The organism is Spongiimicrobium sp. 3-5 (assembly GCF_046557915.1).
Classification (GTDB): Bacteria; Bacteroidota; Bacteroidia; order Flavobacteriales; family Flavobacteriaceae; genus JBHEBG01.
Genome location: NZ_JBHEBG010000001.1, coordinates 1254252 through 1277912, shown reverse-complemented (window position 1 = coordinate 1277912; position 23661 = coordinate 1254252). Strand labels below are relative to the sequence as shown.

General features: G+C 42.8%; 13 protein-coding genes and 1 pseudogene. All 14 read right to left on the bottom strand.

Going from position 1 to position 23661, the window contains the following annotated elements; genetic code table 11:
- Positions 1–239 precede the first annotated feature (239 nt).
- Positions 240–1139: a hypothetical protein gene (locus ACEQ81_RS05550; protein ID WP_411029853.1), complete on the bottom strand. Its 900-nt coding sequence runs from the start codon at positions 1137–1139 to the stop codon at positions 240–242.
- Positions 1140–1896: 757 nt separating this feature from the next.
- The gene (locus ACEQ81_RS05545) at positions 1897–2112 is read right to left on the bottom strand and encodes a hypothetical protein (RefSeq protein WP_411029852.1); all 216 of its coding nucleotides are present in this window, start codon (positions 2110–2112) and stop codon (positions 1897–1899) included.
- Between the two features lie 206 nt (positions 2113–2318).
- Complete coding sequence (locus tag ACEQ81_RS05540) at positions 2319–4235, bottom strand: OmpA family protein (RefSeq protein WP_411029851.1); 1917 nt, start codon at positions 4233–4235, stop codon at positions 2319–2321.
- A gap of 18 nt (positions 4236–4253) precedes the next feature.
- Positions 4254–5174, bottom strand: coding sequence for a type IX secretion system membrane protein PorP/SprF (locus tag ACEQ81_RS05535; protein WP_411029850.1), 921 nt, complete (start codon positions 5172–5174; stop codon positions 4254–4256).
- A gap of 16 nt (positions 5175–5190) precedes the next feature.
- Positions 5191–6444 (bottom strand): gliding motility-associated C-terminal domain-containing protein, encoded by a 1254-nt coding sequence (locus ACEQ81_RS05530; RefSeq protein WP_411029849.1) that lies wholly within the window; start codon positions 6442–6444, stop codon positions 5191–5193.
- 372 nt (positions 6445–6816) lie between these two features.
- The gene (locus ACEQ81_RS05525; RefSeq protein WP_411029848.1) at positions 6817–8121 is read right to left on the bottom strand and encodes a BspA family leucine-rich repeat surface protein; all 1305 of its coding nucleotides are present in this window, start codon (positions 8119–8121) and stop codon (positions 6817–6819) included.
- Between the two features lie 107 nt (positions 8122–8228).
- Complete coding sequence (locus tag ACEQ81_RS05520) at positions 8229–12029, bottom strand: beta strand repeat-containing protein (protein WP_411029847.1); 3801 nt, start codon at positions 12027–12029, stop codon at positions 8229–8231.
- Positions 12030–12075: 46 nt separating this feature from the next.
- On the bottom strand, positions 12076–12243 hold the full coding sequence (locus ACEQ81_RS05515) for a hypothetical protein (protein WP_411029846.1): 168 nt from the start codon (positions 12241–12243) through the stop codon (positions 12076–12078).
- Between the two features lie 116 nt (positions 12244–12359).
- On the bottom strand, positions 12360–18251 hold the full coding sequence (locus ACEQ81_RS05510; RefSeq protein WP_411029845.1) for a beta strand repeat-containing protein: 5892 nt from the start codon (positions 18249–18251) through the stop codon (positions 12360–12362).
- A complete protein-coding gene (locus ACEQ81_RS05505) occupies positions 18232–19608 on the bottom strand; it encodes a hypothetical protein (RefSeq protein ID WP_411029844.1) in 1377 nt (458 codons plus the stop codon). Before ACEQ81_RS05505 ends, ACEQ81_RS05510 begins: the two co-directional genes overlap by 20 nt.
- A 30-nt stretch (positions 19609–19638) precedes the next feature.
- Positions 19639–21003 (bottom strand): hypothetical protein, encoded by a 1365-nt coding sequence (locus ACEQ81_RS05500; RefSeq protein WP_411029843.1) that lies wholly within the window; start codon positions 21001–21003, stop codon positions 19639–19641.
- A 34-nt stretch (positions 21004–21037) separates the two neighbouring features.
- On the bottom strand, positions 21038–22375 hold the full coding sequence (locus ACEQ81_RS05495) for a hypothetical protein (protein WP_411029842.1): 1338 nt from the start codon (positions 22373–22375) through the stop codon (positions 21038–21040).
- 96 nt (positions 22376–22471) lie between these two features.
- Entirely contained in the window at positions 22472–22879 is a 408-nt protein-coding gene (locus ACEQ81_RS05490) for a hypothetical protein (RefSeq protein WP_411029841.1), read from the bottom strand.
- A 97-nt stretch (positions 22880–22976) separates the two neighbouring features.
- A pseudogene (locus tag ACEQ81_RS05485) lies at positions 22977–23661 on the bottom strand (hypothetical protein); the annotation flags it as partial.

Here is a 23661-nt window from a genome sequence, read left to right as displayed (position 1 = left end):
ACAAATATTTGGTGTAGGATTATGATTACAGTCTGTATCTTATAGGACACTTATTTTTCAAAAAAGTCACTTTTAAAATGCTTTTTTTGGTTTGATTTTTTTAAAGAAATGAGATTGTGTTATTAAGAAAGAAGAGGGCGGCATATCTAGATTGCGTAATTAAACCCCACTTAACTACTATAGAATAGAGTCCTCTAGTAAGAGCTCTGTGCGCCTGCCCTCTTCAAAAATGAATAGGTTTACTCCTTGGTGAAACCGATTGTATTGGTTTCCCTTGTTTCCCCATCTTCAAACTGAAAAACAATCTTTGCGGAATAGTTGCCAACCGGTAAATTGGAGAGCTGAATGCTTCCCATATTGTTTCGATGATATGCCAAAAGTCCACCATACTCAAAAGTATCCGGGTCCCAACTAAGAAGAAATCCATTGCAAGACATCTGGCTTAAGCCAGACGGATATTCGCCATATACTTCATCGTTTGAATTTAAAATAACAAGTTTGGAGCTTTCTGGTGTCCAATAAAACCGTTCTTTAAGTCCTAAAAAATCTCCCTCAAAAGTTAAATCTGTTCCATTTGCACAAGCAGAGGGAACTGAAGTCGGAGACAAAGTAACTTTATTGATATAAGGTTGTGTATTAAAAATCCTTAGCTTTAAATTGGGTTGTTCTGCCTTATGAAATGGTTTTTTTTGAAGGATTGTCCTAGTTGAATCGTTTATTATGTATTGGTAAGCACTTTTGGTTTTAATGCCTACGTAGGCTTTTTTAAGTCGTTCATCAGGGCCCGAGCCTAAATAATCATTTGGTATGGTAAAGCTTAAAGAATCTGCTACAACCGTTGCAGGAATTTCTATGCTATCCGTTTTTTGTTCATTCACCAAATACACCTTTACCTCATCGGTACTGCCGAATCCTTTACCGTGTATTACGTGGTTCCTGCCCAAATGGGAAAAGAACTCTTCCGAAGAATAATAACTGGCATTATACCAACTATAGTCGGAATAAAATTTAGCATAATCCAAAACTACGGCTGTACTAACATTTGATAAATCTACCTGTGGTTCCGAATCATCATCGGAATTACATGAAATTAATGCGCTTATCAACGCGATTGATGAAATTAATTTGATAACTCTCATTTTCAATAATTGTTTAAGTATTAAATTAAATAGTGTATAAAGTTGAAAAATAGGCCGGCGTATCTAAGTTGCGTAATTAAAACCCCACCTAAAACTACCTTAGAAACAAAACCAAAGACGGTCTATATACCCGCCGGCCTTTTTTTTGATGTTACTTTTATTGCTTTTCTCGTTAGAAGAGAGGGAAGCGTATCTAGGAACAGTAAATGGAATTTTCCAGATTACTTAAGAAACAGAGCCCCCTATAAGCTCTACTTGTCCGCATTCCCTCTTTAACTAAAAATTCTTAAATTTTGATGGTTTCTTTTTTAGAAGAGAGGGTGGCGTATCTATTTGGTGTAATACTCATCCCGAAAAATTACAATAGAAATAAAGCCCCCTATAAGCCCTAATTTTCCGCCTTCCCTCTTTAACTAAAAATCTAAATTTTGCCTGGTTATCATTCTTTTTAAAAGGAGGGTGGCGTATCTATTAGAAGTAATCATTATCCCACGTAATTACGGATAGAAATAGAGCCCCCTATAAGCTCTACTTTCCGCCTTCCCTCTTTTTGTTGACTTGTTTTATTGTTTTTTCATTTGGGTTCGTATTAAAAAAGAGCGGTCAGCGTATCTACATTGCGTAATTAAAACCCCACCTAAAATTACCAGAGAAATAAAGTTGCTTACAAACCTTTATTTTTCCGCTGCCGCTCTTTATTCTTTATTGCTTCATTATCTTGTATTCACTTTGGGGTTATAATATTTTTGTTCCAAGGCTACCCTGCCCTGTCATAAATTGTTTTCTTATCCATTTTTGGCGCATCTTCTTCTTTTTTTGGTTCTTTATATTTTTTAAAGGTTTTGTTCTCCCACTTCCGATCCCTAATCCACATCAAAATCATTGCAATAATTCCTAAAAAGAGTATCGCACATTGCACATACAATAGCTCTATATCCGTAAAGCCATCTAGCCAATCAAAAAAATCGCCCATAACTAAATTTCATGTTTATCCTATTCGCGTTCATCCAATTTCGTTTGGTTCCATAGAACATCATAGGGGCAATTCTACCTGGAATGTTAACTTCATTATATGTTTACTTTAAACCTCCCTGGCCTTCCAATACCATTAATCTAATCGGAATCACATTTCTGAAAGACCAAAGGAGGTTTGGCGCTTATGAAAAAAGCATCTTCTTTTTATTGTTTTATAATAAATTCACTACGTCTGTTCTGTTGATGTTGCGTTTCTGTACAAGACACCCCATTACTGCATCTGTTTACCAATTGTGACTCTCCATAGCCTCTTGCGGTAAGCCTGTTTCTAGATATTCCCCTAGAGGTTAAATACTCTAAGGTGGCCCGTGCCCTTCTGTCGGATAGGGATAGGTTATAACTATCATTCGCCCTACTATCGGTATGTGATCTTACATCTACTTTTAGGCCTTTATTTCTATCCATGGCCGCCACAAGTTTTTCTAACTCTACCTTGGCATCGGGCCGGATGTAGGATTTATCCAAATCGAAATAAATAACAATGTTCAGCAAATTGGCTATATCATCTCCGGGCCTTACTTCAGTAATTTCTTTGGTAAGTTCAAAGTTGTGCTCGCGATCCTTAAGCCCCTTTGCGGAATAGGCGTCTTCTCCCCCATAACCTTGCTTTGTAACCTTTAGCACATAGGCTCTGTTTATATCGGCCACTGTACTGTAATATCCTTTGGAATTGGTGTTTACGCGGGCCAATTCTTTGTTGTCCTCATCCAATACTATAACCAGGGCATTGCCAAGAGGGACCTTGGTGTTCTTGTCGATAACTATACCATTGAGTTTGCCTTTTAGGAGGTCTTTAATATCCTTGGTCTCTACAAAGCTGTAGATATCGTCTCGCCCAAGGCCTCCCTGTCTATTGGAACTTACATAACCTTTCTTGTTCTTTATCACAAAGGCTACATCGTCCGCATCCGAGTTTATGGGTTTTCCCACATTTATAAGGCTTCCATCGCCTCCCAACTGGGTATAGAAAACATCGTAACCGCCCAGACCATAATGTCCATCGGAAGAGAAATACAATTCGTTTTCTTCTGTGATATATGGAAACGATTCGCGCCCCCGTGTATTTATTCCAGCCCCAAGGTTAACGACCTTACCTAGAGAACCCGAAGAGCTTATGGGTACTTTAAAAATATCTGTCTGGCCCAATGACCCGGGCCTATCGGACACGAAGTAGAGTTCATTTTCCCTGGTCCCTAAGGCGGGGTGGGCGGTGGAATAGTTGTCGCCATTGATAGAAAGGTCTTCCACATCGGTCCATCTGCCCGCTATTAAATGTGCCCTGTATATCTTAAGGTGCTGAATTTCATCCTTTCCGCGTTTGTTTCGTGGCGAGGTATTGTTCCTTGTAAAATATACGGTATTACCGTCTCTTGTAAACACGGCACTGGACTCATGAAACTTTGTGTTAACATCTCCCTTAAGTTTGGTTGCGCGATCTAGGCTACCATCCTCGTTCATCCTTGCTTCATAAAGATCTAGGAAGGACAGTCCGTCCCAGGAACTACGTCTTTTAACAACGGATCCTGTGTCTTTTGTGGATGCAAAGACCACTTTATCTCCTACGAAGGCCGATCCAAAATCTATGCCCTCCGTATTAATGTCCATGGTCTTCATTACATATCGCCCCGAATTTTCGGCAATAATATCCAAATAATCCTTAGAGCTTTTATAGGCCCCGTCTGGAAGGCCGGCCTTTTGTATATAGGTGTTGAACCATTTTTTTGACTCGTCTGCCTTTCCAACGGCCTTTAAGGATTGTGCATACCTTAGGTAGTAGACCGCCTCTTTTATGGATGGATTAAAAGCGAACAACTCTCCATACCATTTGGCAGCGGCATCATAGTTAGCATTAAAGTAGTGGGTGTTTCCCAGCTTTTTAAATAGTTCTTCGGATTTAAACCCGGATTTGGCCACGTCTTCATAGACATCGGCCGCATAAATAAAGGCCAGTCTATCGTACTTCTTGTCCGCTCTGTTCATTTTAGCGTTCTGGGCCATTGCGCTGCCTATTACGGCAAACTGCATGGCGATGATCAGCGTTGTTCTTATTATGTTATTCATAACTTTATGGTGATTTGGTTAAAAGAATCTTGGGTTGACCGCTCTTCTGACTTTATTGATCAGGTCAAAACGTAAAAAGATTTCGTGCGAACCAGAATTATAGTTCCCTAATTCCGTAGTATCATAATCGTAGGCATAACCTATCATCAGATTATCCGATAGCTGAAAGCCCACCAACGCACTTACCGCGGCATCCCATCTATAAGCGGCACCCAGGGTAAAGACATTGTTGAACATAAAACTTGCCGTGGCATCTACTGCCAACGGTGCGCCCACAACGGCCTTGGCCAATGCTGCGGGTTTAAATTTTATGGAATCGCTTAAATTAAAAACGTAACCGGCCATTAGATAAAAATGGGCCTTCTCCGTAGCGGTAGACGTGGTTACATCCTCGTAATGTTCCGTGTTTATAAAGTTGGGCGTAGACAGACCTACGTACCATTTGTCGCTAGAGTGAAAGTACACCCCCGCCCCTACTACCGGGGAGAACCTGTTGTCTATATTAACGGCATTGGGATCTAAGGGATTAAAAACAAGGTCGGAAAAGTTGACATCGAGCAAATTAAACCCTCCTTTGATACCAAAAGACAATCTTGAATCCTCGGATGTTTGTATGGTATAAGAGAAATCTGCCGTTAAGTTGTTCTCTTTTGATGGACCTATCTCGTCTTGGTAAAAGGACAATCCCAATCCTACGCCCCCAAACCCTACAGGGGTATTCATGGATATATTTACGGTTCTTGGGGCGCCCTCTAAACCTACCCATTGAGCCCGGTACAAGGAATATAAGCTAAACATGCCCCTGTTACCGGCATATGCCGGGTTAATGGTCTCTGTGTTATACATATATTGTGTGTACTGCGAGTCTTGTTGTCCATAGGTGGTCGCAAGACTTACTATGGACAGTATTGCTAGTGTTATACAGTGTTTAAATTTCATGTCTATGTTGTATTTGTTAGTTGCCATTTATGTATAGATAGCCCGCTTTCTTATAGGCGCGAACATCGGTAGTTCCTTGATAATCGAAAGTGAGTATGTAGAAATAGGTGCCTGTTGGCAGTCTGTTGCTGTTGTCTATGGTTGCCCTGGCATCGGAAAAGCCTTTGAAGGTATTGGCGCTTTCGTCATAATCATCTTGCTCAAAAACCTTTACACCCCATCTGTTGAATATTTTTACATTTACATTGTTGGCACAGCTAACATCATCTATGGCCTGTCTTATATCAAGAAAATCGTTTATACCATCGCCATCGGGGGTAATAAGGTTAAATACCGTAAGTGCACAAGGCAAGGCATCGGTCTTGGCACGGGCCAAAGTAAATACCCCGTAGGCATCTACTGCCGTGGTTACCGTTTGTGCGGTAGCATCTACTACTGCGCCTTCGTCTATCCAGAGGTTTTGGGCCTCATCCCAACGGGCAATGGTTATACCCTCTGCCGGCAGTTGTGTTATTGCCGCGGGAGTAGTGTCGTTATCCCAAGAAAGTGTAACGAGTACATCGCTATTTCCCGTGGTGCGCTCTATGGTCCAATGCTCGGCATTATCTATAAGCTCTAGATTAGGGCCTACGTTGGCCACCGGATAGTTGGTATTGGTATCTTCAAAGAAATATTTACCCACAAACTGGTCTGCCGAGGTATCGGGTGCAGAGATGGCCGCCCATCTGTGGAAACCGGCATCGCCTATCGGAAATTCAAAAGAGTTATCTCCCATCTTAACCACCGGACCGTCTACATGACTGTCATTGGTGGTTAAGACCTGGTCCGAATTCTGCTCAAAAATAAATTCGCCTCCAAAATTATCGTTGTCCACAATACCGTTTTCGAAGCTACTTTCATTTGCAATGCTAAAACCGCCCGTAAGCATAAATGCGGGTTGTGCGGATGCATTGTTGAACAGTACATCATAGAGGAAATTATAGTTGGCCCCCGAAATAAGTTGGGCATCGTTACCCACAAAGCGGGTTATTCCGCTATCCAGGGTATGATCTACACTGCCATCGTTGTTCCAATTATTATAGGCATATACATCCCCATGATTTATGAAGGTACCTGTGGCCGTGTTGTCGAATTCTGGGACTATGCTAACCACCGTGCCTTCGGAGATTATTACGTCGCCAGTATTTACAGTCTGTGCCCGTAAAGAAAACGGGATGGCCAACAGCACCAAAATGTATAGGGCCGTGCCTTGTTTTGCCTTTGTTTTCATTTGTCTAATTTTTGTTTTCATTGATCATTTATTTGTATTCCGATTATATGTTTGAAGTTTAAAGTCGCTACTCTTCTGCTCTACTTTTTCTTCTTTATACTCTCTTCTTTTCGCTTTTCTCTTTTTAGTTTCCAGTTCTTAGCTTAAAGTTGTTAGTGGAAAGTTTAAAGTCCTCTCCGCCTCTTTTCACTTTCTACTCTACTCTTTCCACTTCATACCTCATACTTTCCACTTCATACTTCATACTTTCCTCTTCATACTTTCCTCTTTCTACTTCATACTTTCTGCTTACCCACTACCCATCTAACCTCAAGGCTTTTTCTATTTTTTTACCAAACTTGTTTTTAGCATGTTGTTTTTTATTTCATATTATTAGATACTACCACCATCCGTAATGGTCCAGCTATCCAGGGTTATTATATTTGTTCTTGCTGTATCTGCTGCGCCGCCTGCCGTGTATAGGGAGCTACCAAAATGCACGCTAACACCGGGTTGAAGCGTTAACGCCTCCCAGTTTATGAGGGTTTGATCGTATAGGATGGTTGTGGTGGCGGCACCCAGCATAAAACTTGTCATAGATGTTGCCTGGCTTACATCCCAGTTGCTTACATCTAGATTTGTTAACCCTGTACAACCCTGAAATTGCGCTCGGAAATTAGTTCCCTGACCAACATCCCAGTTGCTTACATCTAGCGTGGTAAGCCCTATACAATTGGTAAATTGTTGTTGAAAATTGGTTCCTTGCCCTACATCCCAGTTGCTTACATCTAAAGTGGTTAAGCTTACGCAACTAGCGAATTGTTCTTTAAAAAATGTCCCCTGACCTACATTCCAGTTGCTTACATCTAAGGTGGTTAGACTTGTACAATCTTGAAATTGGGAGGCAAAAACTACGCCTTGACTTACATCCCAGTTACTGACATCCAAGCTGACCAAAGAAGAGCAACCCCAGAATTGCCAACCAAAATAATCCCCTTGGCTTACATCCCAGTTGCTTACATCTAGAGTGGTTAAATTTGAACAATTCCCGAATTGAGAACCAAAAATAGTCCCTTGGCTTACATCCCAGTTGCTTACATCTAAAGTGGTTAAACTTGTCCCCAAGAATTGATTTGCGAAATCTGTGCCCTGACTTACATCCCAGTCAGTAACATTTAAACTCGTTAAACTTGAACATCCCAAAAATTGAGAACGGAAACTTGTAATACCTTCTACATTTAAGCTATCGGTAGCACTTACATCTAAATTACTGCAAGCCCAAAAGGCTCCCTCTCCTGCACCTTGTAAGCAACCCCATTGGCTAACGTCTATAATCTTAAGTTGCCCTGTTGTTACAGGGTTTAATGGGTCTGTAAACTGCCAGCCATTAATTTTACCCGTAATGGTAAGGGTATATATACCCGCAGCGGCATAGGTATGTGTGGCTGCCGTGAGCATATTGGCATTGGTAACAAAACTAGTATTGCCATCGCCCCAATCTACCGTAAAGGCATAATCGCCAGTCCCTTTTAAGGGTAAGATTATTTCGTTAGTAGGACCTGCACCAAAAAGATTAGCGGTGTTCCAAGTGCTAATAAACGGAGTATTCTTCGAGTTTTGTAAGCTCATACCCATTTGAGCCTGTAGCCCTAAGGGGGCTATAAGCAGGAGCAGGATAAGCGTTACAAAATTTTTCATCTGTTATTATTTATTGTTTTTTCAATTGTCATATGCGACATCCATTTAATCATTTCTTTGGGTATCAAGTTTTAGTTATGGATGTTTCATCGTTTTTAGTTTATACATTATTGCTCCAAGGAGTAATTGGTTCCTTGGTAATGATAGAATGTTAGAATTTCTGCTGTGGCAATATTCATGGTGCCCAGTGCCGTACCATCTTCTCTTACAAAAGATGCCGGGAATGTTACCGTACCTGCCGTTGCATTTAAAAAGTGGAAATTATACACCCCTCCATCTACCGGGTTTATAAAATTGTTGATAGTTATATTGTTTTGTGCTGCCATATCGTACCTATAAATACCTTCTGGTACACTGGCGGCATCTATAGTAACTGTAGGTGCTACCGTTACTACTTGTATATTGTTTACCTTGCTAATAACAGTTCCTGTAATGTCTATAAGGTTGCCCGCTGTATAGGTTGTGCTAACCGCTGCTATGGGTGCCGATAAAATATTACCTGTGGCATCTGTATATAGCACATTGTTTACCGCTGTGGCACCACTATCGTCTCTGGTATTAGGATAATCTTCAAACTGAACATCGCCACCAGAAACGTCTAAACGTTGGCTAGGCGTTGCCGTACCGATACCGACATTACCTGCTGGTTGTACCACCAAATGGTCTGTATTAACACGTACCTCGCCGTTTGTTCTGATAGCAAAAATCTCATCTAAATCTGTAGCAGCACCCACACTTTGGTTATCGCCAAAGGCTTTCATTAGGTAGCCTGTAGGAACTATACCAGCTGGATTGGTGTCTTCCAAACGTAATACCATATCATTCTCTCCTCCAGCCTGTATATTCTGCTTAAGGTCTACCAGTACTGAGGCATTACTATTCCCCGTATAGCCCTCCACCAATAATGCGGTAGACGACGGCACATTATCAACAATATGCGTCTTAGCTGTTGGTGCTGTGGTACCTATGCCTACATCGCCATTATCCAAGGCCACAAACTCGGTGCCTGCCGGTCTTGCTGTTGAACCATCACTTTGGGTCCCTAGTTCTACACGTCCTGCTGCATCTACCCATGCATCGGTGGTAGCATCTGCCGAAGCGGCTATAACCGCTGCCAAAGTACCCGCTTCTTTAAGCTCGCCTGTGGTGGCATCTGCGGTTACAATAACATCGGTTGCGAGGTCTGCTCCGGTGAGGTCGCTAACGCGTACTTTACCGTTTACCTCCAATTTTTCGTTGGGGGCTGTGGTGCCCAGACCAATATTACCTAATGGATTAATATACATTCTTACATCACCCGCTGTACCAGTTTTGACAACGAACCCACCATTTAACCAACGAGACTCTAATACGATTCTACCACCGTTGTCATTCCCTATCCCAGCCCAACTATTAGGAGCTGTTTGATATAACAATATCTTTTGTTCTGCTGGAGTATGTGAATTATTAAGCGCATCGTTCGACCAGAGATTTTGGTTTTGCAAGCGTAAATTATTTGGACCAATTTTAATATTACCTGCTACATCTAATCTTTCCGTTGGTGTTGCCGTACCAATCCCCACATTACCTAGTGTATAAATATCTTCCGTATTATCTGTAGCTCCTGCATTATCATCGGTACCAAACCAAGGTTCTATTGCTGCTAGGTTTATGGTTGGGTTATCGTTATCCTCATTGGTATAGGTGAGTACGCCTGTTGGGTTGTCCAACGCCAGGGTGGTGTTGGTTTCTGCAGCAGTTACTAAATCTGATACTAAACCACCTTCTTTAAGCTCGCCAGTGGTGGCATCTGCCGTTACAATAACATCGGTGGCCAGGTCTGCCCCTGTAAGGTCGCTGATACGTACTTTACCGTTGACTTCTAATTTTTCATTAGGGGTGGTGGTGCCGATGCCGACGTTGCCATCAGCAGAAATTCTCATTTTCTCTGTGCCGTTTGTTGCACCTAAATTGGTTGTAGTAAATAGTATATTTGAACCGTTTGCTGCTGGTGTAAAATTTTCAGCAGCTTCATAGGTGATACTTGCTGCAAGACCACTCATGGCCGTACCATTATGCCCTTGTGCATCTAGATACAATAGGTCATCACCTGCATTGATCGCTAATGGGGCAGCTTGAGTACCTCTACCGGCTCTTCCCCTAAACGTAGCATGTGTAAAAGCATGGTTTCTGTATGAGTTAATATTAATTCCGTTGGAAGCATTGGCAGTTGTTTCTATAAATGCTCCGCCTGTCAAGTTTTCAATTGTTAATCTAGCTCCAGAGAGCGGGGTTGACGTACCAATCCCAACGCTACCCAGCGTATAGATATCCTCGGTGTTGTCTGTGGCTCCTGCATTATCATCTGTACCAAACCAAGGTTCGGTAGCAGCTCCTATACTTGCTACGGTACCTGCCTCTTTAAGCTCGCCTGTGGTGGCATCTGCGGTTACGATAACATCTGTTGCGAGGTCTGCACCTGTAAGATCGCTGATACGTACTTTACCGTTTACTTCCAATCTTTCGTTGGGAGTTGTGGTGCCAATGCCTAGATTACCCGCGTCATCTATGCGCATGCGCTCTATATGATCTAATGAAAAAAACATGGTATTATCCTCGGTTACAGGAGTACTAACAAAATCGCGATGCCCTATAAATACATTACCGTTACGGTTATTGGGTACTATACCGCCTACACTCATATTACCTAGTGCAATATTATTAGAACCGGTAATTACGTTTTGCAATGCTAATCTCCCTATAGCAATATTTCCATGTCCTCCGGTGTTACTATATAAAGCAGATTCTCCAATAGCAATATTGTTTACTCCATCCATGTTATTGGATAATGCATCCATACCAACCGCTACGTTACTTACTGCTATTGTATTAGAAGCTAATGCGCCACGGCCCACAGCTACATTATAGAGACCCGTGGTATTATTTTCTAGTGCGCCACTACCAACTGCTACATTAAAAACACCTGTGGTAGTACTTGCAAGTGCGTTATTACCCACACCAACATTTTCTACACCGGTATTATTCGTAAGTGCATTTTGCCCTACGGCAACATTATCATTTGGACTATTAACACCTCCCACGCCCACACGCATACCATCTATAAGGGCTTCATCTGTAACTTCTAAGATTTGTGTTGGTGTTGCGGTACCAATCCCTACATTACCATTGTCCAAGGCTACAAACTCGGTACCTACCGGCCTTGCCGTTACACCATCGCTTAATGTGCCCAGTTCTACAAGGCCCGCGCCGTCTACCCATGCATCGGTGGTGATATCCGCAGAAGCGGCTATTACCGTGGATAGGTCTATCTGTGAGGTATTGCCCTCCTCGTCCCGGTAGTCCAGATTAATACCGTCCGCGTTCATCCCCAAGGTGGTAAGGCTCTCATTGCCCTGTACTATATTGTTGAGGTTGTCAATGACATCCTGCAGGTTTACGCCATTGTCCGGTGTACCGTCATTATCTATATCCACCGTACCATCGGTTACCGCTACATTGCCCGCAAGGGCGGATACCGGTACCACATTGGCCGTACCGGCCTCATCGGTATAGGTAAGCGTACCATCGCCATTGTCTACCAGAGAAGTGAGGGTCTCCAATGCGGCAAGGTCGTCGGCATTGGTAAGGCGTTGCCATTTGGCACCGTCCCAATAGCAATAACCTGCTGCCAGGTCCGTGGCCATGGTATTGGTATTGAACACCAAAAGGCTAAGCTTGTTGCCATTGTTTATGGTAGTGGCGTCCGTTGCACTTTGAAGTTCCACTCTAGGGATAAGTATTCCCCGGTCCGTGGAAACCACATCCAACTGGGTAGATCCATCGGGCATTATGGTGCCGATCCCTACTTGTGCGTGTACCAGGCACGCTGTAAATAAAAATGCTATGCTAAAGATTAGTTTTTTCATCATTTTTGGTTTCATTTCTTGGCTTAAAGTCCTTACACTTGCGTTTTTGCTACTTTTCTTTCCCTTTCGCTACCAACTCCCTTTCGTTGCACTCAGTTTCAGCATTAAAGCTCCGTACCTGAGCGATATGTTTTTCCTTAAAACTACCTGCCGGTACCATGTTTGGCTCTTTCCTTGTGACTCGTTGTTGCCAGTTTATTTGCTGTGACCGTACCATTTTTATCTTTTTTATTCTCTAGTTGAAAGTGAAAAAAGTTTAAAGTCAATACTCTCTTACTACTCACTTTCCTCTTTATACTTTTCTCTTTCCACTTCATACTTTCTGCTTACTTATTACTTATCTAACCCCAAGGCCGCTTCTATTTTTGCCAAGCGTGCTTTAAGGGTATTGTTTTCTTGTTGTAATGCTTCCAGCTTTTTTTCTTGTGCAATGGTGTGTAGGTAGAGTTCTTCTACTTTTTCCAAGGTTTGCATGGATAAAGCCGTCATATTTACGGTATAGCCGTTCTCTGTTTTTTCTAACTGCTCTATACCTGTTACCCCCGGTAAGTGCTTATTTACCTTTATAAAGGCCTCTACTTCCGGCAAGGTTTTAAAGGTGTAGGTTTTGTTAAGGGTATTTTCGCCCTTTAAGTATTCTTCAAACACATAATCTGGGTAGGTAGTGGTGCCACTTTGTAAGTTACCTGTGGCTCTGATGTTGCCTGATACGTCTAGCCTTTCTGTTGGTGCAGTAGTACCGATACCGACATTACCTGCTGGTTGTACCACCAAATGGTCTGTATTAACACGTACCTCGCCACTTGTTCTGATAGCAAAAATCTCATCCAAATCTGTAGCAGTACCCACACTATGGTTATCGCCAAAGGCTTTCATTAAATAGCCTGTTGGGGTGCCTCCTGCCGACGTACTGTTCTCTAATCTTAATAGTTGGTCTTCTTCCCCGCCATTATCCAAATCTTGGGCAAATACCACTGTTTTTTCTATGGTACTGCCTGAAAAGTATCCATCGACTCTTAATTTAGTAGTTAATGGCGTTGTACTTCCTGATATATGTGTTTTTGCTGTTGGTGCAGCAGTACCTATGCCTACATTACCTGCTGGTTGTACCACCAAATGGTCTGTATTAACACGTACCTCGCCACTTGTTCTGATAGCAAAAATCTCATCCAAATCTGTAGCAGTACCCACATTTTGGTTATCGCCAAAGGCTTTCATTAGGTAGCCTGTAGGAACTATGCCAGCTGGATTGGTGTCTTCCAAACGTAATACCATATCATTCTCTCCACCAGCCTGTATATTCTGCTTAAGGTCTACCAGTACTGAGGCATTACTATTCCCCGTATAGCCCTCCACCAATAATGCGGTAGACGACGGCACATTATCAACAATATGCGTCTTAGCTGTAGGTGCTATGGTACCTATGCCCACATCACCACCATCAAGCACCGTCATTACCTCGGTACCATTATCACGTAAGTTTAATATATCTTCGGTGCCCGAGTTACTAACATCTAGTTTGGCAGCAGTGGTTGCGGCTCCACCAATACCTACATTACCTGTTCTGCCTATATTACTCGTTTGGTCTTCTCCCGTTACAGCCCAGGCGTCGCCGTCTGCGGAGGCAGCTGCTATATCTGCGATACTGGTTTTGGTGATGTCTCCCGTGGTACCGTTTGTGGATAATACGTAGTTGGGGTTGGTTTCATCGAAGTTGGTGCCGGTGTATTGCGAAAATTGTAATTGCCCCGATCCAAAAGTTCTAAGAATTCTTGTTGGGAAATTTGTATCATCTGTTCCTACCTCTAAATAGAAAAAACCGCCTTCTGAATTAAACCTAAAGTCGTTTCCAGCGCCCGGGCGTATCATATTAAGGAATACATTATTGCCTTTGCTTAATGTTAAATCACCACCATTTAGGGTTACATCGCCTGTTCTTGTAATAGCACTTGTTAGGTCTTCGCCAGTTACACCCCAGGCATCGCCATCGGCAGCGGCTGCTGCAACACTAGCAATAGTGCCTGCCTCTTTAAGTACACCGGTTGTAGCATCTGCGGTAACAATAACATCTGTTGGTAAATCTGTCTCTGTTAAATTACGTACACGGACTTTACCGTTTACATCTAATTTTTCGTTGGGGGTCGTGGTGCCGATGCCGACATTACCTGCTGGTTGCACTACCAATTGGTCTGTGTTAACACGTACTTCGCCGCTTGTTCTTATAGCAAAAATCTCATCCAGATCTGAAGCAGTACCCACACTTTGGTTATCTCCAAAGGCTTTCATTAAATAACCTGTTGGAGTACCTCCTGCCGATGTACTGTTCTCTAATCTTAATAGTTGATCTTCTTCCCCGCCATTATCCAAATCTTGGGCAAATACTACTGTTTTTTCTACATTACTACCTGTAAAGTATCCATCAACTCTTAATTTAGTTGTTGTTGGAGTAGCAATTCCAGATATATGCGTTTTAGCTGTTGGTGCTGTGATGCCGATACCGACATCGCCATTATCCAAGGCTACAAACTGCGTACCATTAGGTCTTGCTGTTGTACCATCGCTTTGGGTGCCTAGTTCTACACGTCCTGCCGCATCTACCCATGCATCGGTAGTGGCATCTGCCGAAGCGGCTATAAGTGTTGCTATGGTGCCTGCCTCTTTAAGCTCGCCTGTGGTGGCATCTGCGGTTACTATAACATCGGTTGCTAAGTCTGCGCCTGTAAGGTCGCTTACACGAACTTTACCGTTTACTTCCAATTTTTCGTTAGGGGTGGTGGTGCCGATACCGACATTGCCTCCTGCCGATTGAAGTACTAAACTATTACCAGTAGTAGCACTAACTAAGTCATTTAAAGCCTGTATTGATGAATACCCTGGAAGTTGATTAAATTGAAGTGCTTCAGATGTAAATTGATCTGTTAAGGCAAAACCTCTACCAACATTGTCTGTTCTAAAAAGCGCAGCAAAACCAGTGTTAGGTGCATCAGATTGAAATCTAGTTTGATTAAAAATAGTACTTGTTCCAATCCCTACATTACCTAGTGTATAAATATCCTCGGTGTTGTCTGTAGCTCCTGCATTATCATCTGTACCAAACCAAGGTTCTATAGCTGCTAGGTTTACAGTTGGGTTATCGTTATCCTCATTGGTATAGGTGAGCACACCGGTTGGGTTGTCCAACGCCAGGGTGGTGTTGGTTTGAGACGCTGCCGCTAAATCTGCAATACTGGTTTTGGTAACCTCACCAGTTGTACCATTTGTTGAGAGTACATAGTTAGGATTGGCTTCGTCCCAATTGGTACCTGTATAGGTATTAAAGGTGAGTTGACCATCGGCGGCGATACGCATTTTTTCAGTCGCAGCTGTTGTACCTAAACCTGTGGTAATAAAGAAAATGTCTAATCCATTAGCAGTTGGTGTGAAGTTTTCTGCAGCTTCAAATCCAATTCTACCAGTAGATAAACCACTAAAGGTTGTTCCGTTATGCCCTTCTACATCAAGATATAACATATCATCCCCTGCATTTAATGCTAACGGAGCTGCTTTGGTTCCTCTTGCCGCAAAACCTCTAAATAAAATATGCGTATTAGGACTATTTCTATATGCCTCAGAAGTAAAACCAGAAACTAAGTTAGATACTACATCAACAACAGCTGAACCTCCAGAAAGGTCTTCTATTGCTAAGTCAATAGTAGGTGTTGCAGTCCTACCAATACCCACATTACCTAGTGTATAAATATCTTCCGTATTATCTGTAGCTCCTGCATTATCATCTGTACCAAACCAAGGTTCTATAGCTGCTAGGTTTACAGTTGGGTTATCGTTATCCTCATTGGTATAGGTGAGTACCCCTGTTGGGTTGTCCAACGCCAAGGTGGTGTTGGTTTGTGGTGCGCTTACTGCTGTTAATGGTGCCGAAAGGATGTTACCCGTAGCATCGGTATACAGTACATTGTTTACGGCTGTTGCGCCGCTATCGTCACGGGTATTTGGGTAGCTTTCAAACTGTACATCGCCTCCTGATACGTCTAAACGAGCAGATGGATTTACTTGATTTATTCCAATATTACTATCTTGATCAATTACCAAACCTAATGTTCTTACATTAGTAGTATTATTATAAACTTCATATACAAGTTTATTGGGACCAAGATTTGCATTATTCGAAATTTGAAATGATGGTCTGGAAGTATCAAAAATTTGACCTGTTAGAACATCTCTATTAAAAGCAAGTGCCTCCACTCTTGGTAAATGACCTATTGTTACACCTTGAGTGCCACCATCACTTACACTTAATTGTGAATCTGGAGTAGGATCTCCAATCCCTACAAACCCTGTGGTATAAATATCCTCGGTGTTTAAAGTTGCCCCGGCATTGTTATCGGTACCAAACCATGGTTCTATGGCGGTAAGGTCTACCGTTGGGTTGTCGTTGTCTTCATTGGTGTAGGTTAATACCCCTGTTGGGTTGTCCAACGCCAAGGTGGTGTTGGTTTCTGCATTGTTTACCAAATCGGCTACTGTACCGCCTTCTTTAAGTACACCGGTTGTAGCATCTGCGGTAACAATAACATCTGTTGGTAAATCTGTCTCTGTTAAATTACGTACACGGACTTTACCGTTTACATCTAGTTTTTCAGTTGCGTTTCCAGAAAGTATTCCTATTGCAACATTACTATTGGAATTAACGTATAATGTATTCGTTGCGACTCCTTGATCAAAACCAAAGACACTTCTTCCGTTAGTAACATCATCCAGTACAAATCTACCATCAGATCCAATATTAAATTGCCACGATCCATCAGTTCTTGTAATTCCACCAGTTCGTGTCAAACGAACTACAGGAAAATCATCACCTTGTACACCTATGTCTAGAGGCACAGCAGGAGTTTCCGTACCAATCCCTACATTACCTAGTGTATAAATATCCTCTGTATTCTCAGTTGCCCCAGCATTGTTATCTGTGCCAAACCAAGGTTCTATGGCTGCTAGGTTTACAGTTGGGTTATCGTTATCCTCATTGGTATAGGTGAGCACACCGGTTGGGTTGTCCAACGCCAAGGTGGTGTTGGTTTGTGATGCTGCCGCCAAATCTGCAATACTCGTTTTGGTGATGTCTCCCGTGGCACCGTTTGTGGATAATACGTAGTTGGGATTGGTTTCATCGAAGTTGGCACCTACATATTTAGGTAATAATAATCCCCCAAACCTAACTCCTGTAGCTTGAAGCTTAAAAAATAACTCATCTCCAGCGGTTCCTTGGGAGGTATAAGATAACTCGGCATATCCTTGATGTCCACTATTTATAAAGCTAAGCAACCCTCCATCTGTATCTACTGCATTAGTTTGAGCCTTAATAGAAACTCCTGTATTAATTGAAGTTAAATTGTTAGACAGTCTTATTAATGTATTATTAACTGCTGCATCATTATCAGAAATAGTCAATGGTTCAATAGGTGTAGTAGTCCCAATCCCTACATTACCATTGTCCAAGGCTACAAACTCGGTGCCTACCGGCCTTGCCGTTACACCATCGCTTAATGTGCCCAGTTCTACAAGGCCCGCGCCGTCTACCCAAGCATCGGTGGTGATATCCGCAGAAGCGGCTATAACCGTGGATAGGTCTATCTGTGAGGTATTGCCCTCCTCGTCCCGGTAGTCCAGATTAATACCGTCCGCGTTCATCCCCAAGGTGGTAAGGCTCTCATTGCCCTGTACTATATTGTTGAGGTTGTCAATGACATCCTGTAGGTTTACGCCATTGTCCGGTGTACCGTCATTATCTATATCTACCGTGCCATCGGTTACCGCTACATTGCCCGCAAGGGCGGATACCGGTACCACATTGGCCGTACCGGCCTCATCGGTATAGGTAAGCGTACCATCGCCATTGTCTACCAGAGAAGTGAGGGTCTCCAATGCGGCAAGGTCGTCGGCATTGGTAAGGCGTTGCCATTTGGCACCGTCCCAATAGCAATAACCTGCTGCCAGGTCCGTGGCCATGGTATTGGTATTGAACACCAAAAGGCTAAGCTTGTTGCCATTGTTTATGGTAGTGGCGTCCGTTGCACTTTGAAGTTCCACTCTAGGGATAAGTATTCCCCGGTCCGTGGAAACCACATCCAACTGGGTAGATCCATCGGGCATTATGGTGCCGATCCCTACTTGTGCGTGCAATAGGCACGCCGTAAATAAAAATGCTATGCTAAAGATTAGTTTTTTCATCTTTTCCATTATTTTGGTGATTAAGTTTTAAGGAAGCCATGGCTAATTCTAATTGGGAAAGGCGGTCTTGCAATTCCTTGATCAGCGTATCTTTTTGTTGGTGTAATTTTTGTTGTTCAATGGTATGCAGATAGAGTTCCTCTACTTTTTCCAAGGTCTGTACGGATAGTGCCGTCATGTTAATGTTATAGCCGTTCTCTGTTTTTTGGAGTTGGCTTATACCGGTTACGCCGGGCAGATGTTTGTTAGTTTTGATAAACCGTTCTACCTGATCCAAGGATTTAAAGGTGTAGTCCTTGTTAAGGGTGCTTTCTCCTTCCAAATAGTTTTCAAACACATAATCCGGATAGACCTTGGTACCTGACTGTAAGTTGCCCGATGCTTTGATGTTGCCTGCTACTTCCAGTTTTTCTTTGGGGTCACCTACTCCTATACCTAACTGTCCCGTAACCGTTTTTAAACGCATGCTTTCATGAAAATTACCCGACGGATCCCTATATCCAAATGCGATACGGTCGTGCGCCCAATCGCCCGTGTATATGTTCATTTGACCATGGGACGTACCCAATCCAAATGCATTCACGCCATTATTCCAAAGGTGAATCTTATCCAAATTGCTCCAAGATGTGCCAGACCCTAATGATAAGGTTGCCGTAGCAAGGGGCTTTGTTTCCCCTATGGCCACGTTACCAAGTGTATAGATGTTTTCTGTGTTACTGGTTGCCCCTAAATTATCATCTGTACCAAACCAAGGTTCCGCAGCTGCGATAGACACCGGTGCATTATCCCCTTTTTCATTGGTGTATATCAACTCTCCCGTTGCATCGTTGAACGTTAGTGTGGTATTGGTCTCTTGGGCCTTTACCACTGTGCCGATGCTATCTATGAAATTCTGTAGCGTTACATTGTTATTGGGCATGCCGTCCCCGTTGATATCCACGGTTCCGTCTTGGATGAAAACATTTTCTGAAAGGGCTGTGATGGTCACCACATTTTGCGTTCCGGTCCCATCGGTATAGGTTACCGTACCATTGCCGTTATCTATAAGGTTGCTGATTACCCTATTTCCGGAATCTATGGCCAACTTTACCCATTTGCTACCATCATTAAAATAGTATCCGGGATCTAGATTCGAGGAATTTGTGGTGTTGTAGACAACCATCCCTTCTACATGGGCGGACAGGGGCGAAGCGTTATTAGTACCTGTGAGTGCCACACGCGGCAATAGCAAGCCTTTGTCCACTGCCGCTATTTCCAAGGCCGCATCCGGATTTGGGGTTGTAGTGCCTATCCCTATTTGGGCATGTGTAAGTCCATATCCCAATAAAAACAATGTATTGTAAACCAGTTTTTTCATTCTTTTGTACGCTATTCTTGTTATTCTTATTTATTTGTTTTCGTTATAGACCAACGTTTCCACAACAGACTCTAACCGTGAGAGTCGCCCCTGTAATTCCTGGATCATTTTATCTTTTGCCGAAATTTGTTTTTGCTGTGCTATGGTATGCAGATAGAGTTCCTCTACCTTTTCCAAGGTCTGTACGGACAGTGCCGTCATATTGATATTGTAACCGCTCTCGGTTTTTTCGAGTTCGCTTATGCAGGTAACCCCGGGCAGATGTTTATTGGTTTTGATAAACCGCTCTACCTGATCCAAGGATTTAAAAGTGTAGTCCTTGTTAAGGGTGCTTTCTCCTTCCAAATAGTTTTCAAACACATAGTCGGGGTAAGTGGCGGTACCCGATTGTAGATTTCCTGTTGCTTTTATGTTGCCGCTTACGTGTAATTTTTCGGTGGGAGTTGTGGTGCCTATCCCTAAACTGCCGCCAGTAACTGTGTTTAAACGCATTTTTTCTACAAAGGTTCCGTTAGATGCTCTATAACCAAAGGAGATATGATCAGAAGGTCCATCGTCCGTATACATTTCCAGTTGGTAACTACTAATCCCGAATCCATACCGTGGGAAAACATGGAGTTTATCTGTACTTACTGAAGCGCCTAACGATAATCTTGCAATAGGATTGGTATCGCCTATTCCCAACCTGCCATTACTTCTTAACCTCATCCTTTCCAAAAAGGATCCGTCAGCTTGTCTAAGTCCAAATGCTATGCGATCGCTCGCAGTATTAGGTGTATAGATTTGTAACTGGTAACTACCTATTCCTAGCCCATATGCACTTTGTCCGTTGGCGCTTCTAAAAAGATGAATCTTGTCTGTGTTTGCGTCACTGCCTAGCGATAACTTTGCAATGGGGTTTGTATCTCCTATTCCTACTTTACCAAGCGTATAGATATTTTCTGTGTTGCTGGTTGCTCCTGTATTATCGTCTGTGCCAAACCAGGGTTCTGCAGCTGCGATAGACATTGGTGCATTGTTTCCAACTTCGTTGGTGTATATTAACTCTCCAGTTGTATCGTTAAAACTTAGTGTGGTATTGGTTTCTGTTGGTAAGCTTTGAAGGTCTCCTTTAGAAACTAAGCTTACCCATTGGGTACCATCATTAAAGTAGTATCCGGGATCTAAAACCACGGAATTTGTTGTATTGTAAACGCACATCCCCGCCACATGTGCCGATAATGGCGCTGCATTGGTAGTGTTTATAAGTGCCACACGTGGTAATAGCAAGCCTTTGTCTACCGCTTCTATTTCCAAGGCCGCGTCGGGGTTTGGTGTTGTTGTACCTATCCCTGTTTGGGCATGCGCAAGTCCATATCCCAATAAAAACAATGTATTGTAAATCAGTTTTTTCATTTTCTTGTACTCTATTCTTATTTATAAGAGTTTGTTATCGGATCAATGTTTCCACTACGGATTCTAACCGTGCTAGGCGACCCTGTAACTCCTTGATCATTTTATCTTTTTCCGAAATTTGTTTTTGCTGTGCTATGGTATGGAGATAGAGTTCTTCAATTTTTTCTAGCTGAAGCTCCGAGGCCCTGTTTAGTACAATACCGCCTTTTTTGGCCACTTCCGAAGCCGAAGGGATACCGGGTAAATGCTTATGGACCTTGGTAAAGGCCTCTATTTCCTTTAGTGATAGCATTTTGTAATTGGGGTTACTATTGGATACCCCATTGTAGAAAGACTCAAAAACGTAGTCTGGGGTAATGGTCCCAGTGGCCAATATATTACCGTCTACGTGTAATTTTTCGGTGGGAGTTTCTATACCTATACCTATGTTTCCTGTACTTATTACTGCTGGGAGACCCAACTCCGGGCCATCCAGTCCGTTTCCATAGATAAGATTCCCAATATTAAGGCTATTGTTGACCGTTGTAGACGAGAAATTGGCTTTTTCACCTATTATTATATTACCCGAACCCGTGGCAAATGTCCCCGTACCAGCGCCAAGAAATACATTTCTATTTCCTGCACGTAAACCTGCGGAATGTCCTACCAAAACATTATTATCAGAACCTGTGATCACTTGACCCGCTCCGTAACCCAAAAATGTATTTTCCTCTCCTGATGTATTTAACGATCCGGCGGAAGTACCTACATAAGTATTTTGATCGCCAATGGTAGCTTGAAATCCGGATTGGGCCCCTAAGAACACATTTGAGTTTCCTGAAGTAACATCTTGGCCCGCTTGTGCTCCCATAAAGACATTGGCGGCTCCCGAGGTTAATGATGACCCAACGTTTTCGCCTATTAAATAGTTACGCGTCCCCGCACCGGCCGATGTACCGTTACTTCCGGGGCCTGCATCTTTGGTGATATGACTATCCCCTATTTGCCTCAAATCTGGGCTAATAGTGGTCTGTGTGCCATTTTCACTTGTATATTGGTAATTATTTGGGTCTGCCTGCGCCGTAAAGGTGGTTACGGTCTCAGCAGTACCGCTGGCAAGACGTACCCATTGGCCACCATCATTATAATAGTAGCCTGGTGTAACATCTGCCACTGTGGCGGTATTGTATACCGCCATGCCCGCAACATGGGCACTCAAAGGGGCAGTATTAACCGTAGCTGTAAGCGCTACGCGAGGCAATAATAAGCCTTTATCGGCCGCTGCCACCTCCAAAGCGGCATCCGGATCTGGAGTAACTGTTCCTACCCCTGTTTGTGCATATGTGGCCATCCCCAACATTAGTATGACCGATGTAATCAAAACCTTTTTCATTACGCTTCTTTTGGTTATCATAATTTTTAGTGTACCTGTATCCTCCTGCTCGGGTAGAACAAGCTTGTATACTAAAAGCCATGTCCGTAAATACTGTTACTCTTTTAACACTGTGTTTAGAAGAGCCTCTATATTTGCCATTCTGGTCTTTAATTCATTGTTTTCCGAGTGGAGATCTTCATTATTGCGTTCTTTCGCAATAGTGTATAGGTAGTTTTCTTCTACCCTTTCCAAGGTCTCCATGGAAAAGTCGGTTCTGTTCGTGGTGTAACCAGTAGCAATTATTTGGAGTTCGTCAATGCCGGTTACACTAGGTAAGTAGTTGTAGGTGCTTATAAACTGGCCTACATCCAAGGACCTTTGGGTATAGTCCCTATTGATTATTTTTTTCCTTACTACGTTGTGTTCAAAAACGTAAGAAGGGGTTACAACTTCCATCCCTGTTCTGGTGAAGCCTATATGGGCCGTTGCGATCAAAAATGTTGTTGTACTTATGCTTTGCATGGGTATTTTATTAGGGTCTATTGAAGAGTGATCTTTACGACCGTACAACTTCTAAGCTGCCGTGGGTTCCAAAAACCACTCTTTAATAGGTACTTACTTATTTTCTCACCAGTCTTTCAAGTTCTGCCAAGCGTGTTTTAAGCATTTGTATATCTTCCTTTTGCTCCTTGATCAGTTTTTGTTGTTCAATGGTATGCAAGTAGAGTTCCTCTATTTTTTCAAGACTTTGGATAGATAGTTCGGTAATATTGAAGGAGTAATCACCATCCTCTGTTCTTGGCAAATCCTTAATGGAGGTTACTCCCGGTAAATGTTTATTGGCCCTGATAAAGGTTTCTACCTCATCCAAGCTTTTAAATTTGTAATCATCTTTTATCGTGGAAAAGCCATCCAAATAATCCTCAAACACATAATCCGCATATGAACTACCGGCTGTACGTATAGTTCCGTCCACTGCCAATCGTTCTGCTGCAGGTGTCCCGTACATGGTTGCACGACCAATTGCCACTTTACCCATGGTGTATATGTCTTCGGTATTAAGGGTAGCACCTGCATCATCATCCATACCGAACCATGGTTCGTTTACAGCGGCTATATCTGCTAAAGGCAAGGTTACCGTGTTACTATCACTATCTGTAAGGATAAGGTTGGTTCCATCTTCGGTAAGGCTTGTATTTGTGGTATTGGTGTCCGCCGCTGTGCCCGCAAGATCGGCCAATGCCAGGGTCACCGTATTGCCGTCGCTGTCGGTAAGGATCAAATCCGTGCCGTCCTCCGTCAGG

Excerpts from the sequence above, each read along its gene's own strand:
- ACEQ81_RS05550 (WP_411029853.1), bottom strand. The coding sequence starts at position 1,139 with ATGAGAGTTATCAAATTAATTTCATCAATCGCGTTGATAAGCGCATTA.
- ACEQ81_RS05545 (WP_411029852.1), bottom strand. The coding sequence starts at position 2,112 with ATGGGCGATTTTTTTGATTGGCTAGATGGCTTTACGGATATAGAGCTA.
- ACEQ81_RS05540 (WP_411029851.1), bottom strand. The coding sequence starts at position 4,235 with ATGAATAACATAATAAGAACAACGCTGATCATCGCCATGCAGTTTGCC.
- ACEQ81_RS05535 (WP_411029850.1), bottom strand. The coding sequence starts at position 5,174 with ATGAAATTTAAACACTGTATAACACTAGCAATACTGTCCATAGTAAGT.
- ACEQ81_RS05530 (WP_411029849.1), bottom strand. The coding sequence starts at position 6,444 with ATGAAAACAAAGGCAAAACAAGGCACGGCCCTATACATTTTGGTGCTG.
- ACEQ81_RS05525 (WP_411029848.1), bottom strand. The coding sequence starts at position 8,121 with ATGAAAAATTTTGTAACGCTTATCCTGCTCCTGCTTATAGCCCCCTTA.
- ACEQ81_RS05520 (WP_411029847.1), bottom strand. The coding sequence starts at position 12,029 with ATGATGAAAAAACTAATCTTTAGCATAGCATTTTTATTTACAGCGTGC.
- ACEQ81_RS05515 (WP_411029846.1), bottom strand. The coding sequence starts at position 12,243 with ATGGTACGGTCACAGCAAATAAACTGGCAACAACGAGTCACAAGGAAA.
- ACEQ81_RS05510 (WP_411029845.1), bottom strand. The coding sequence starts at position 18,251 with ATGAAAAAACTAATCTTTAGCATAGCATTTTTATTTACGGCGTGCCTA.
- ACEQ81_RS05505 (WP_411029844.1), bottom strand. The coding sequence starts at position 19,608 with ATGAAAAAACTGGTTTACAATACATTGTTTTTATTGGGATATGGACTT.
- ACEQ81_RS05500 (WP_411029843.1), bottom strand. The coding sequence starts at position 21,003 with ATGAAAAAACTGATTTACAATACATTGTTTTTATTGGGATATGGACTT.
- ACEQ81_RS05495 (WP_411029842.1), bottom strand. The coding sequence starts at position 22,375 with ATGAAAAAGGTTTTGATTACATCGGTCATACTAATGTTGGGGATGGCC.
- ACEQ81_RS05490 (WP_411029841.1), bottom strand. The coding sequence starts at position 22,879 with ATGCAAAGCATAAGTACAACAACATTTTTGATCGCAACGGCCCATATA.